The following is a 12,534-nucleotide window of genomic DNA, read 5'->3' on the forward strand; positions in this document are numbered from 1 at the left end:
CGTCGGCAGCGTCAGATGTGTATAAGAGACAGGCTCGAGATCACCGGGCGCATTCCGGGGCGACTGCACGCCTGGGCGCGAGCGGCGGACGGAACGTGGTTGGGGCTGGTGGAATTCGAGTTGCGCACCGGGAACGGGCGCAGCCGATTACCGGTGACCCAATGGTGCCCGGCGCACGCGCTGATCATGCGCGGCGGGTGCGGGCCGCCCGAGTAGACGGCCCGCGACATCGCTACGCGGAGCGGAGATTTCCGGCCGCCGCGGGCGCGCCGACCGGGACCAGACCGGTCAGTGCCGTGGGCAGCGGGTCTCGGTGCAGCACCCCGAGCCGCTGCGTCGCGCGAGTGAGGGCCACGTAGAGTTCGGCGGCGCCACGCGGCCCGTCGGCGAGGATGCGCTCGGGTTCGACGACGAGGACGGCATCGAACTCGAGGCCCTTGGTCTCCGACGCCGGGACCGTGCCGGGCAGCCCGGGCGGGCCGATCACGACGGCGGTGCCCTCACGGCCTTCCTCCTCGCGAACGAATTCCTCGATGGCGGAGGCCAATTCGTTCTCGTCGACTCGGCGCGACCACGGGCGCACGCCACAGGCGCGCACCGACTCGGGCGGGCGCACGGCCGGGGCGAACTCGGCGAGCACCGCGGCGGCGACCGCCATGATCTCCGCCGGCGTGCGGTAGTTCACCGTGAGCGAGCGGTAGCGCCACCGGCCGGGGACATAGGGCTCGAGCACGGCATCCCACGACGTCGCACCGGCGGTCGACCGACGCTGGGCGAGATCGCCTACCACGGTGAAGGAGCGGCCCGGACACCGCCGCATGAGCACCCGCCAATCCATCTCGGAGAGTTCCTGCGCCTCGTCGACCACGATGTGGCGATAGGTCCAATCCCGGTCGGCGGCAGCGCGTTCGGCGAGATCGCGGGTGTCCCGATCAGCGAATCGGTCGGCGAGGTCCTCGGCGTAGAGCAGGTCGGTGGCGAAGAGGTGGTCCTCGTCGTCCATCGAGTCCTCGCGGCCGGTCATGAGCTCCAAGACGCCTGCGGCATATCGGGCTTCGGCCGCGCGTTCGCGTTCCGCGGTGTCGTCCGCCGGTTTCTCCCGGCCCAGCAGATCGACCAATTCGTCGAGCAGCGGTACATCCGACACCGTCCACGCGGCGCCGTCGGCACGCCACAGGGCCGGGTCCGCACCTGCCGCGCGCAGCCGCTCCGGGGACGAATACAGCTCGGCCAGCAGCTCTTCCGGGGTGAGTACGGGCCAGAGCCGGTGGAGGGCGGCGGTGAACTGCTCACTCTCGGCGAGTTCGGCGACGAGATCAGCGCGCAGGTTCTCCCACGCCTCCCGGTCGTCGCGGGTGATCCAGCCCTTGCCGATCCGGGCGATCGCTCGCTCGGTGATCACATAGGTGACGATCTCGCGGAACACCGCACGCGCCTCGTTGTGCGGCAGACCGCTCGTGCGCGCCTCCTCCCGCGCCCATTCCGCGGTGGCCGCGTCGATGCGTGCGGTGACATCGGCCAATTCGATGGTCAGCGGTTCCACCGGCAGGCTCTGCCGGTCCGCGACCGCGGCCGCGAGCACATCGAGCATCCGCAGCGAACCCTTGACGCGCACCGCGTCCGGAGTGTCCTCGGCGGTAACGTGCAGGCCCGGCACCAGATCGCCCGTGGTGGTGAAGACGACGTTGGTTTCACCGAGCGACGGCAGTACCCGATCGATATGGCGCAGGAAGGCCGGATTGGGGCCGACCACGAGAACGCCGTGACGTTCCATCTGCTCGCGCTGGGTGTAGAGCAGATAGGCGACGCGGTGCAGCGCCACCACCGTCTTGCCGGTCCCGGGACCGCCCTCGATCACCAGCACGCCGGGATGATCGAGCCGGATGACCTCGTCCTGTTCGGCCTGGATGGTGGCGACGATGTCGCGCATCCCCTCGCCGCGGGGCGCGTCGACCGCCGCGAGCAGCGCCGCATCCCCGCGCTCCCCGGCGCCCGGGCGGCCGAAGATCTCGTCGGTGTAGTCGACGACACGGCGGCCGCGGGAATGGAACTGGCGGCGCCGCCGCATCTGCTCCGGGCTGGCGGCGGTGGCGGTGTAGAACGCGCGTGCCGCCGGCGCCCGCCAGTCCAGCAGCAACGGCTCGAAGTCGTCGTCCTGGTCGAACAGCCCGATCCGGCCGATATAGGAGCGCTCGCCGGAGTCGCTGTCCAGTCGGCCGAAACACAGTCCGTTGTCGGCCACGTCCAACCGCTTCACCTCCCGCGCCAGCGTCCGCACCTCCACATCGCGATCCACCAGCGCACCGCCGCTGCCACGCAACGCCGCGCTGTAGCGGCGCTTCGCCTCGGCGCGCTCGCCGTCGAGTCGCGCGTAGAGCGCGGACACGTAGTCCTGTTCGGCCCGCAACTCGTCCTGGTACCCCGGATCCGACATGTGTCCCTCACTTCCCTGGCTCGACATGGTTCATGTGGACACCTGTGTCCGTCCCGGCCGCTGCGGGTCTCCTCCCGTTTTCGCAGGTACACGGCCTCGGCGGGCCATTGTGCGGCACAACCGGGGCCTTGCCGCAAGCCCCCCACTCCGCTATATATTGAATATGGAAAGAGGTGCAGAGCCCTCTTCCGTCTCCCCCACTCGTCGGATCATTCTCCCGTGAGCTGCGTGGCCACCTCGCGGACCGCGGCCCGCACCATGTCCGTGTAGTCGTCCACATCCACCACCTGCGGATCGGCGTGGATGGACAGGGTGACCGTCGTTCCCAGCCCGTGCAGGCCGTGGGTCAGATGCATCACCGCGCCGAGGGCGGGGAAACCGGCGGTGAAGCGGACCGCGCCGCCGGCGATCGACAGATCCGCCTCGCCGCGATGGACGCTCGACAGCACGGTATGTCCCGATATCCGCTCGGGGACCAGGTCCAGCGGATAGCCGGCGATATCGCGACGGAGAACCGGGGCCGGGATCGCGTCGGTGACGCGGTCGCGCGCGGACTGCAGCGGATGGGTGGCGCGGACTCGTCGTTCCGCCAGCGCCGAGGCGATGCGGCGCGCCCGCAGTCGCAGGTCAGGTTCCGCGGCGCACAGATCGACGCCGAGGTCGCGGTAGTTGTTGTGCGGGATCACTTTTCGATCCGCCGGCACGGGCACGGCCATCGAGACCTGCGCACCCAACGGGTCGCCGGATTCGCCGTGGCCGGCGAGATAGCCGCTCAGCGCGACGGATATCGCGGTCAGCGCGACGACCGTGACCGTGTACCCGGGAACGTGCAGGTTCTCCCCCACGATCACGCGGACGACCCGGCGGGCGGGCGCCGGCGGGCGGTTCAGTGCGGTGGGAGCGAAATTCGGTGCGGCGGGCGGGATCTCACCCGCCTCGGCGAGGCTGTGCAAATCCCTGTCCGCGCGTGCCGCGACGAGACCCCGGCGCACCGTGCGCGCCATACCGGGCAGAAACGAAACCAGCGATATCGCTTCGGCAGCAAAGGTTTCCACGTCTCGCCCTAGTGCGGGGCGGGTCCACCTGCCGTAGCGCCGATTCACCGCCGAACCGTCGGGTGGTCCCGCGCCGTCGGGCGATCCCGCATGACCCGAACCGCCACCGAAATCGGCGTCCCCCCGCGCTGCCGTATCCCGGCCCCGCAACAACTCGCGCGCGATGGCGGCGGCCCGTTGCCCGTCGGCCAGCGCGTGCGAAAGTTGCAGCACCACAACGAGTGCGGGCATCGAGCCACCCGGCGCGTCCCGGATTCCGCGATACAGATGAACGCGCCAGGTGTATCGCTGCGCCGGTACCGATTCCCCGAGAATCTCCCCCAGTGAGGCTTCCACAGTCGTCCACAACGGCTCCTCGAGTGTGTGGACGACGACCTGCGCATCATCGAAATCCGCAGGCTCCCAGGTGGGATAGGCGAAGCGGTGTTCGCGGATCCGGACGCGCAATTCCGGGATTTCGGCGCTGCGGGCGATCACCGCCGCCCGCAGCGCGTCTGCGGACCATCCGGTGTCGTCGAAGCAGTAGAGCAGGAACAGGTCGTTGCAGGCCCGGCGCGACAGCCAGAACCTCGTGGCATCCTGCGGCGTCAATAGATCCACCCGCCGACGATATCCACAACCGTCCACAATTCCCGCACCGACACTATCGACGCAGGTCAACTCCAGTGCTACGCTTTGTAGTAGACAATCTCGACCACACCCGGGGCGGGGTGAGTGCCATGGCAATCCCGGACGGCGCCAACGAGAGATTTCGCGCGGCGCCCTTCCTCAGAAGATCCATCAACAAGGTCTTTCCGACACACTGGTCGTTCCTGCTCGGGGAGATCGCGCTCTACAGCTTCGTCATTCTGCTGCTGTCGGGCGTCTATCTGACGCTGTTCTTCGATCCGTCGATGACCGAGGTCGTGTATCAGGGCTTCTACCAGCCGTTACGCGGCGTATCGATGTCGCGGGCCTACGAATCGGCGCTGAACCTCTCCTTCGAGGTGCGCGGCGGCCTGTTCGTGCGGCAGGTGCATCACTGGGCCGCATTGCTTTTCGCCGCCTCGATCGTCGTGCATCTGTGCCGCATCTTCTTCACCGGCGCGTTTCGCAAACCACGCGAAGGTAATTGGGTGATCGGCTCGTTGTTGCTGATCCTGGCGATGTTCGAGGGTTTCTTCGGCTACTCGCTGCCCGACGATCTGCTGTCCGGGACGGGCCTGCGGGCGGCATTCGCCGGAATCACCATGGGTATTCCGCTGATCGGCACCTGGCTGCACTGGTTGATGTTCGGCGGCGACTTTCCGGGCACGATCATTCTTCCGCGCCTGTACATCGCGCACGTACTGCTCCTGCCCGGCATCATGCTGGCATTGATCGCCGCGCACATCGCCATCGTCTGGTATCAGAAGCACACGCAGTTCCCCGGCCCGGCGCGCACCGAGAAGAACGTGGTGGGCACGCGGATCGTGCCCGTCTTCGTCCTGGATCAGGGCGCGTTCTTCATGTTCACTCTCGCCGTGGTCGCGACCATGGGCGGGGTGCTGCAGATCAATCCGCTCTGGAATCTGGGTCCCTACAACCCTTCCCACGTCTCGGCCGGCACCCAACCCGATTTCTACCTGATGTGGACCGACGGCTTCCTGCGCCTGTTCCCGCCGTGGGAACTGTATCTGTTCGGGCACACCGTGCCGAGCGCATTCGCGGTGGCGGTGCTGATGACGCTGGTGTTCGCTCTGCTGATCGGCTATCCGTGGATCGAGAAGCGACTCACCCACGACCGTGCGTCACACAATCTGCTGCAGCGCCCGCGCGATGTGCCGGTGCGCACCGCGATCGGCGCGATGGCCCTCGCCTTCTATCTGGTCCTCACACTGGCCTGCGTCAACGACATCATCGCGCTGAAATTCGATATCTCGCTCAATGCCACGACGTGGTTCTTCCGGATCGCGCTGCTGCTCGTTCCGCCGCTCGCCTACTTTCTCGCGTACCGGATGTGCCTGGCGTTGCAGCGCGCGGACCGGGCCGTCCTGGCGCACGGCATCGAAACCGGCATCCTGCACCGGCTGCCGCACGGCGAGTACATCGAAATCCATCAACCGCTGGGACCGGTGGCCCGCGACGGGCGGCCGGTACCGCTCACGTATCAGGGCGCCCCCGTGCCGAAGCGGGTGAATCGCCTGGGGTTGTCCGGCGCACCCGGCAGCGGGAGCTTCCTGCGCCCGGATCCGGCCGGGCAGCGCGAACAACTGGATGCGGCCGCCCACGAACAGGAACACCTTCTCACGGCCGCGCTGCGCGGGCACCAGGATCAGCCGCACTGATCGGGGTGGGGCGACCGGCATCGGCGTCACACCACAAGGCCCCGAGTCGGCGATGACTCGGGGCCCATCACCTGTCGCCCGAGGTCAGGCGGAGCCTAACTTCCCGTCGGTCACGCCCGAGACGAACGCATCCCACTCGCCGGGTGTGAAAGCCAGAATCGGCCCGCGGCCGCAGTCTTTGGTATCGCGAACCCCGACATTGCCGTCACCCAGAAATGCGACCTCGACACAGTTTCCGTCGGGACCGCTGTATTTACTCTTGCGCCACACCGCACCGGTCGAATCAACCTTCACCTGAACCTCTCCTTTACCACCGTAGATAACGCGACAATCGTGCTTTCCTCGTCGCCGGACCCGGACTTCTCGAGACTCGACGGCTCCACAATGCGCCTGGTCATAGCGCACGAACTACTCAGTGAACGGACTGGTTCACGAGTCACACACCGCCGTGGTGCGCCCTCGCGTTCATCCCGGGAGAGCACCCTAGCAGCACCCACAATCGCTGTCCCGCGTCTTTTCATTTTCAATCACTCGAATTGCCGGTAAAGAATTCCCGTTCACTAATAGCGGGAGAATTGCCAAATGACCGGAGAATGATCCGCTAAACAAAACCACCCTGGGAAATTCCCCGATCCGCGGCCGCGCCCCGCCCCGGATAAACCGTGCGGTTGCTCGGTATGGATCATGGAGTAGTGGTGGAACGAGATCGCGACGATGCCGGACACGCCCGAAATGCCCGTCCTCGAGACCGGTTCGGGCGACCACTACCGCCCGGTAGCGTGGGCGTCGCCCGTATTCCGGATGATCTCGACCTCCCACCGGGCGAAACCCTGGACTATGCCCAACGCCTCCTGGACGAGGGACTGGCCTTCAACGCACACGAGGTACTGGAGGCGGCATGGAAGAACGGACCGTTCGCGGAAAGGATGCTGTGGCAGGGTCTGGCCCAGTACGCGGTGGGACTCACCCACATCCAGCGCGGTAATCCGAAGGGCGCTCGCACCCTGCTCGAGCGGGCGATCGGCCGATTGTCGGCCACGCCGGCACCGCCGTACGGCATCGATGCGGCCGGGCTCGTCGCACATGCCGAGGGTCTGCTGGCGGATCTGGCTGCCGGTCGCGAGATTCCGGAGGACGCGCTGTGTCCCCGGCTGCGCGGATGATCCCGCACACCGCCGGCGCCGGCCGCTTCGCCCCCAGCCCCTCCGGCGATCTGCATCTGGGCAATCTCCGCACCGCCCTGCTGGCATGGCTGTTCGCACGCAGCACGGCCCGCAATTTCCGGCTGCGCATCGAAGACCTGGACCGGGTGCGGGCGGGTGCGGAGCAGCGCCAGCTCGAGGATCTGGCCGCGATCGGACTGGATTGGGACGGCGAGGTGGTCCGGCAATCGGACCGCACCGCGCGCTACGCGGCGGCGATCGAGCGACTCGGCGCGGCCGGAATGACCTACGAATGTTATTGCACGCGAAAAGAGATTCAGAAGGCCGTCTCCGCACCACACGGCCCGATGGGCGCCTATCCGGGAACCTGCCGCGACCTGACCGAGGCGCAGCGGGCGGCCAAACGCGCCGAAGGACGGCCCGCCGCACTGCGGTTGCGCTCACAGACAACGGAATTCGAGATCACCGACGAGATCCACGGCCGGTACCGAGGGCTGGTCGACGATTTCGTGCTGCGCCGCGGTGACGGAACGGCGGCCTACAACCTCGCGGTGGTGGTGGACGATGCGGCACAGGGCTTCGACCAGGTCGTTCGCGGAGACGATCTGCTGCCCTCGACACCGCGGCAGGCCTATCTGGCGACCGTCCTCGGATTCGCCGTGCCCGCGTACGCGCACGTCCCGCTGGTGCTCAACACCGACGGTGCGCGGCTGGCCAAACGCGACGGAGCCGTAACCCTGCGCGACAGAATCGCTCTCGGTGAGACGCCGCGTCAGGTTTTCACCATGCTCGCGGCCTCGCTCGGCCTGCGAGGCGAGACACCGCGAGCACTCCTGGATCAGTTCACTCCGGCGACGGTGCCGCACGCACCGTGGATTCTGGATCCCGCACATCCGGATCCGCTGCGGCACAGCTGATCCTGCGAACGTGCGCCCGGCGGTCCGGACGCACTGCCGCTCCTACCAGTTCGCCGCCGCGATGTTGACGATCACCCACACGATGGTGAGCACGATGCCGACGGCACCGACCCAGATTCCGCCGAGCGCCATACCGCGGCCCTGGCCGCCGCGCTCCTTGATCTGGTTCAGCGCGATCACACCCAGGATGATCCCGACGATCGATCCGATACAGGTGCACAGCCCCAAGATCGACGCGATCAGCGAACCGATCGCCAGGCCGTTGGTGCCCTGCTGCGGCGCCGCGTAGCCGTAGGGCTGATACGGCGTCGCGGCCGGATAGCCGTAACCGGGCTGGCCGTAGGGCTGCTGCTGCGGATAGCTCGGATAGGACTGCTGCTGTTGCGGCGGCGGGGTCGGCTGCTGGTAGGGAGACGACTGCTGATGCGGAGCCGAGGAGTATCCGGCCTGCGGATTGGGCGGCGGGGTGGGCTGCTGCGGCGGGGTCGGCGGAACCGACTGGTGGCCGCCCGAATCGGACGAGACACCTTCGCCGCCGTACTGTTTCCACCATTCGTCGGAATCGCCGGGATTCGTCATCGGTCCAGCCTATTCCACCGGGGCGGTTGCCGGTATCGTGCACAGGTCGTGAGTGAGACACAAGAAACGACACCGACCGGGGAGTCTGGACGCCCCGCGGTCGAACACGCAGCATTCGCGCAGGCCGCGGGGGGTCCCTTCACGTTGATCGTGACCTTGTTCACGGCGACGCTGATGATTTCCAACATCTGCGCGACCAAGGGCGTGCAGTTCTTCACCGGCCACGAGGTGTCCCTCGGACCCATCGAAATCCTGCCGATCACCACCGACGGAGCGTTCTTCCTCTTTCCGCTCGCCTATGTGATCGGCGACGTGCTGAGCGAGGTGTACGGCTTCAAGGCCGCCCGCCGCACCATCTACTACGGCTTCGGCATGCTGATCCTGATGGTGGTCTGCTTCTGGATCGCGATCGGACTGCCCGCGGCCGGGTTCTACGAGAATCAGGACGCCTTCCGCACCGTCGCCGGGACCACACCGCAGCTCGTCGCCGCCGGGCTCGCCGGCTACGTGGTGGGCCAGTTCCTGAACTCGGCGACGCTGGTGCTGATCAAGGAGCGCACCAAGGAGAAGCATCTGTGGGCGCGGCTGCTGGGCTCCACCGTCGCCGGCGAATTCGGTGACACGCTCGTGTTCTGCTCGATCGCGGCGACCGCCATCGGGATCAACACGTGGGGCGCGTTCATCAACTATGTGATCGTCGGCTTCGTGTGGAAGACCCTGTGCGAGGTGCTGATCATGCCGATCAGCTATCGCTGCATCGCCTACCTGAAGAAGCACGAACCCAGCTACGCACCGCTGGACAAGCCCGCGCTCTACAGCTGACGCGGCACCGGGGGCAGGGCCGTTCCGTTCAGTCGAAGCGGATCCGGCCCTGCCACCGTCCCAGGAATTCCGCCTTGAAGTCGTCGTAGTAACCGCCCTCGATGCTCGCGCGGATATCGTCCACGAGCCGAATCGTGAAGCGCTCGTTGTGAATCGTGCACAGCGTGGCGGCGAGCATCTCCTTCGCCTTGAACAGGTGATGGATATAGGCGCGGGTGTAGTGGGCGCAGGTGTAGCAGTCGCAGGTGTCGTCGATCGGGGTGAAATCACGGCGGAACCGGCTGGTGTTGATGTTGAATCGGCCGGCGGCCACATAGATCGCGGCATTGCGCGCGACGCGGGACGGATTGACGCAGTCGAAGGTGTCGGCGCCGTTCTCGATCGCGACGAAGAAATCCTCGGGTTCGCTGATGCCCAGCAGATGCCGCGGTTTCTCCGCCGGCAGTTCGTCACAGCACCAGCCCACGATGGTGCCGAGATTGGCCTTCTCCAACGCTCCGCCGATGCCGTAACCGTCGAAACCCGTTCCGCCACTTCCCCGCATCGCGTCCAGATCGCGACATGCCTTGCGGCGCAGATCTTCGTACTGCGCGCCCTGAATCACCGCGAACAGCGCCTGGTACGGCCGGTGCGTGCGTTCGGCGGTGAGCCGCTCGTGTTCGTCGATGCAGCGCTGCGCCCACTCGTGCGTGCGGCGCAGCGACTTCTCCTGATAGCCACGGGTATTGAACAGCGTGGTCAGTTCGTCGAAGGCGAACATGATGTCGGCGCCGAGGCGGTGCTGGATCCCCATCGACACCTCCGGGGTGAACCGGTGGCTCGAACCGTCCAGATGGGAGCGGAAGGTGACGCCGTCGTCGTCGACCACGGCCAGCCGTTCCTTCCCCTTCGCGATCACCTCGTCGCTCTGCACGCCGACGGCCTCCATGGCCAGCACCTTCTTGAAGCCGACACCCAGCGACATCACCTGGAATCCGCCGCTGTCGGTGAACGTGGGGCCGGGCCAGTTCATGAACCGGCCCAGACCGCCCGCCTCGTCCACGATGTCGGAACCCGGCTGCAGATACAGGTGGTAGGCGTTGGCGAGCAGGGCCTGCGCGCCGATCTCGGCCATCGCCTCCGGCAGGACCGCCTTGACCGTGGCCTTGGTGCCGACCGGGATGAACGCCGGAGTGGCGATCTGCCCGTGCGGTGTGGTGATCACCCCGGTGCGGCCGTGTCGCCTCGGTAGCGACGTACCGACGGAAAAGGAGAACTGGGCGGGATCGGACACGCCGCTATCCTGCCAGGCGGCCCGGCTAGACCACGTCCAGTGTCTCCTCGTCGACCAGATCCTGGTCGACCGCCGCACCGGTGAACTGCGCGTTGTAGAGGCGGAAGTAGGCGCCGCGCGCGGCCAGCAGCCGCTCGTGGGTGCCCTGCTCGACGATGTGGCCACCCTCCATCACCACGATCAGATCGGCATCGCGGATCGTCGAAAGACGGTGCGCGATAACGAAACTGGTGCGATCGCGGCGCAGCGCGGCCATGGCCTGCTGCACCAGCAGTTCGGTGCGGGTGTCGACCGAACTGGTGGCCTCGTCGAGGATCAGGATGGTCGGCTTGGCCAGGAAGGCGCGGGCGATGGTGATCAGCTGCTTCTCACCGGCGCTGACCCCGGAGCCCTCCTCGTCGATCACCGTGTCGTAACCCAGCGGCAGCGAATGGACGAAGCGGTCCACATAGGCGGCGCGGGCGGCCGCGAGGATCTCCTCGTCGCTCGCCTCCGGATTGCCGTAGGCGATGTTCTCGCGGATGGTGCCGCCGAACAACCAGGTGTCCTGCAACACCATGCCGATTCGCGAGCGCAGCCGGTCGCGGCCGATGCCGGTGATGTCGACCCCGTCGATGGTGATCGCGCCGGAATCCAGTTCGTAGAACCGCTCCAGCAGATTGACCAGCGTCGTCTTACCGGCGCCCGTCGGACCGACGATGGCGACCACATGGCCGGGCTCGGCGACCAGGGAGAGATCGTCGATCACCGGCTTGTCGGCCTCGTAGCGGAACGACACCGCGTCGAATTCGACCCGGCCGCGATCGATCGGACGCGGGTCCTCTTCGCGCGGATCCGGGACCTGCTCGTCGGCGTCGAGGATTTCGAAGATCCGCTCGGCCGAGGCGACACCCGACTGCAGCAGGTTGATCATCGAGCCGATCTGGGTGAGCGGCTGGCTGAACTGTCGCGAGTACTGGATGAAGGCCTGTACCTCACCCAGCGACAGGCTGCCCGAGGCCACGCGCAGACCACCGACGACGGCGATCAGCACATAGTTCAGGTTCCCGATGAACATCATCACCGGCATGATCAGCCCGGAGATGAACTGCGCCTTGAAACTGGCCTGGTAGAGCCTGTCGTTGCGCTTGTCGAACTCCTCGCCGACCTCGCGGATGCGACCGAAGGCCGTGACCACCTCGTGGCCGGTGAAGGCCTCCTCGACCTGCGCGTTGACCAGGCCGGTGTACTTCCACTGATCGACGAAATGCGGTTTCGACCGCTTCGCGATCTGGGCCGTGACGATCACCGCGGCCGGCACCGTGAGCAGTGCGATCACCGCCAGCAGCGGCGAGATCCAGAACATCATGATCAGGATGCCGATCACCGACAGCACCGATATGACCAGCTGGCTCATGGTCTGCTGCAGGCTCTGCGCCACATTGTCGACGTCGTTGGTCACGCGGGAGAGCACATCGCCGCGGGCGTTGGTGTCGAAGTAGCTCAGCGGCAGCCGGTGGATCTTGTCCTCCACCTCGCTGCGCAGACGCTGCACCGCGCGGTTGATCACGGTGGCCAGCAGATACGCCTGCAACCAGTTGAACAGCGCGGCCAGTACGTACAGCACCAGAACCAGCGTCAGCACCTGGCCCACCGCGCCGAAGTCGACGCCGTGGCCGGGGTTGATGTTCATCGCGGACATCATGTCCGCGAGCCGGTCCTGGCCCTGCGCACGCAGGGAAGCCACCGCCTGATCCTTGGTCAGTCCCGCCGGCAACTGCTTGCTGACGACACCGTCGAAGATGAGGTTGGTGGCCTTGCCGAGGATCTGCGGCCCCAGGGTGTTCATGACGACCGACGCGACGGCCAGCACCAGGATCGCGATCACCGCCACCCGGTCCGGGGCCAGGCGACGCAACAACCGCTTCAGCGTCGGCCCGAACGATTTCGCCTTCTGCCCGGGAGCACCCGGCATCGGCCCCCCGGGCCTCATCGCGCCGCCTCCT

General features: G+C 66.9%; 10 protein-coding genes and 1 pseudogene. 5 read left to right on the top strand and 6 right to left on the bottom strand.

The genetic code is table 11. From position 1 onward, the window contains the following. Positions 1-216, top strand: a pseudogene (locus C8258_RS33450) (hypothetical protein); the annotation flags it as partial. Between the two features lie 16 nt (positions 217-232). Here the strand turns inward: C8258_RS33450 and helR are convergent. Together helR and C8258_RS30705 are read right to left on the bottom strand one after the other, a co-directional pair. Next, positions 233-2,434, bottom strand: coding sequence for an RNA polymerase recycling motor ATPase HelR (helR, locus tag C8258_RS30700; protein WP_199195908.1), 2,202 nt, complete (start codon positions 2,432-2,434; stop codon positions 233-235). A gap of 209 nt (positions 2,435-2,643) precedes the next feature. Beyond that, on the bottom strand, positions 2,644-4,089 hold the full coding sequence (locus C8258_RS30705; RefSeq protein WP_106958117.1) for a hypothetical protein: 1,446 nt from the start codon (positions 4,087-4,089) through the stop codon (positions 2,644-2,646). Between the two features lie 119 nt (positions 4,090-4,208). Here C8258_RS30705 and C8258_RS30710 point away from each other — a divergent pair, with 119 nt between their 5' ends. Continuing rightward, complete coding sequence (locus C8258_RS30710; RefSeq protein WP_106958118.1) at positions 4,209-5,795, top strand: cytochrome bc complex cytochrome b subunit; 1,587 nt, start codon at positions 4,209-4,211, stop codon at positions 5,793-5,795. 84 nt (positions 5,796-5,879) lie between these two features. Here C8258_RS30710 and C8258_RS30715 read toward each other — a convergent pair whose 3' ends face one another. Continuing rightward, positions 5,880-6,089: a DUF397 domain-containing protein gene (locus C8258_RS30715; RefSeq protein ID WP_062994672.1), complete on the bottom strand. Its 210-nt coding sequence runs from the start codon at positions 6,087-6,089 to the stop codon at positions 5,880-5,882. Between the two features lie 398 nt (positions 6,090-6,487). Here C8258_RS30715 and C8258_RS30720 point away from each other — a divergent pair, with 398 nt between their 5' ends. After that, positions 6,488-6,958: a DUF309 domain-containing protein gene (locus C8258_RS30720; protein ID WP_106958119.1), complete on the top strand. Its 471-nt coding sequence runs from the start codon at positions 6,488-6,490 to the stop codon at positions 6,956-6,958. Continuing rightward, a complete protein-coding gene (gluQRS, locus tag C8258_RS30725; protein ID WP_106958120.1) occupies positions 6,955-7,875 on the top strand; it encodes a tRNA glutamyl-Q(34) synthetase GluQRS in 921 nt (306 codons plus the stop codon). The genes C8258_RS30720 and gluQRS overlap by 4 nt, the downstream gene beginning before the upstream one ends. A 42-nt stretch (positions 7,876-7,917) precedes the next feature. Here gluQRS and C8258_RS30730 read toward each other — a convergent pair whose 3' ends face one another. After that, a complete protein-coding gene (locus C8258_RS30730; RefSeq protein ID WP_036497165.1) occupies positions 7,918-8,454 on the bottom strand; it encodes a DUF4190 domain-containing protein in 537 nt (178 codons plus the stop codon). A gap of 48 nt (positions 8,455-8,502) precedes the next feature. Here C8258_RS30730 and C8258_RS30735 point away from each other — a divergent pair, with 48 nt between their 5' ends. Then, the gene (locus C8258_RS30735) at positions 8,503-9,276 is read left to right on the top strand and encodes a queuosine precursor transporter (protein WP_063063575.1); all 774 of its coding nucleotides are present in this window, start codon (positions 8,503-8,505) and stop codon (positions 9,274-9,276) included. A 28-nt stretch (positions 9,277-9,304) separates the two neighbouring features. On the opposite strand, the gene tgt is transcribed toward C8258_RS30735, so the two are convergent. Then, the gene (tgt, locus tag C8258_RS30740) at positions 9,305-10,549 is read right to left on the bottom strand and encodes a tRNA guanosine(34) transglycosylase Tgt (RefSeq protein ID WP_106958121.1); all 1,245 of its coding nucleotides are present in this window, start codon (positions 10,547-10,549) and stop codon (positions 9,305-9,307) included. A gap of 25 nt (positions 10,550-10,574) precedes the next feature. After that, positions 10,575-12,521 carry an ABC transporter ATP-binding protein gene (locus C8258_RS30745; RefSeq protein WP_106958122.1) on the bottom strand — a complete coding sequence of 649 codons (1,947 nt, stop codon included), beginning with the start codon at positions 12,519-12,521 and terminating at the stop codon, positions 10,575-10,577. Positions 12,522-12,534 lie beyond the last annotated feature (13 nt).

It is taken from the genome of Nocardia sp. MDA0666, from assembly GCF_003023875.1.
GTDB classification, from domain to species: Bacteria; Actinomycetota; Actinomycetes; order Mycobacteriales; family Mycobacteriaceae; genus Nocardia; species Nocardia aobensis.